General features: G+C 72.8%; 2 protein-coding genes. Both read right to left on the bottom strand.

Going from position 1 to position 1,012, the window contains the following annotated elements; genetic code table 11:
- Window positions 1-77: 77 nt before the first annotated feature.
- Window positions 78-557: an indole-3-glycerol phosphate synthase gene (locus LJ221_RS11155; protein ID WP_241715858.1), complete on the bottom strand. Its 480-nt coding sequence runs from the start codon at window positions 555-557 to the stop codon at window positions 78-80.
- A 141-nt stretch (window positions 558-698) separates the two neighbouring features.
- Window positions 699-1,012, bottom strand: a 314-nt coding sequence (locus LJ221_RS11150; protein ID WP_241715856.1) for a dihydrofolate reductase family protein, incomplete at its 5' end; no start/stop codon positions are given.

Here is a 1,012-nt window from a genome sequence, read left to right as displayed (position 1 = left end):
GGCCGTCACGCCGCCCGGCCCCAGCCTATGCGAGGGAGCCGGGTGCCCGCGGACGGCGTGACGGCGCTCCGGCCGGCCTACTCTCCGTGGGCGAACAGCTTGAGCACGGGGACGCCGACCTTGTGGCGGGCCCGTGAGGCCCAGTCCCGGTGGAAGAACTCCTCCACCAGGTGCGGCGCGGTCAGCACGATCACCTCGTCGGCGCCCGTCTCCTCCACCACCGAGGTGAGCAGGTCCAGGGGGTGGTCCTGGACGATCTGGCCGACGGCCTCCGCCCCGGCCGCGCGCAGCGCGCCCAGCGAGTGCTCCAGCGCCCGCTCGGCCGGGGAGACCGGGCTGCCGACCGCCTCCTCCTCGTCCTGCCCGGTGGCCTCGCGGACGGCGTCGTCCAGCTCGCCGAGCGCCACGTCGTCCAGGGCGCGCAGCAGCCGGTCCTGGTCGCCGCGCGGCTGCATGAGCACAATGAAGGAGACGCGCTCGTCGCCGTGGAGTGTGGTGACGAGCTCGACATCGGTGGGCACCAGCGGCTTCTCGATCATCAGTACGGACGTGAACACAGCAGGTGCCCTTTCCTCCCGACGGGTCGACGACCCGTACGACGACTGTCCGGTCCCACCTCGTTGCGGGACTGCACATTTCACTCTGCGTATCTCGTTCTGTACGCGTCACACCCTGTTGGCGTGAGCAAACAGATCCGGTCACTCCCGGGCCTCCCCGGGCAAGCGGCGATAGCGCGAGAAGAGGAACCCGTCCTCCTCCAGCAGGGAGGTCAGCTCGTACTCCGCGGGGGTCTCGAAACCGGGGGCGTCCAGGATGCGCGCGGCGTCCCCCGCCGTGATCCGGGGGGAGACGGTCAGGCACAGCTCGTCCAGGACGCCCGCGGCCGCGAAGCGGCCCAGCAGGCGCGGCCCGCCCTCGGTGAGCAGCCGGGTGTGGCCGTGCCCGGCCAGCAGGTCCGGCACCCGCGCCGGGTCCGCCTCCGCGCCCTCCCCCGCGTGCACCACCACCGCGC

The organism is Streptomyces sp. CNQ085, from assembly GCF_022614595.1.
Taxonomy (GTDB): domain Bacteria; phylum Actinomycetota; class Actinomycetes; order Streptomycetales; family Streptomycetaceae; genus Streptomyces.
The sequence above is the reverse complement of the archived record's forward strand: the minus strand, read 5'-3'. Positions and strand labels throughout refer to the sequence as shown.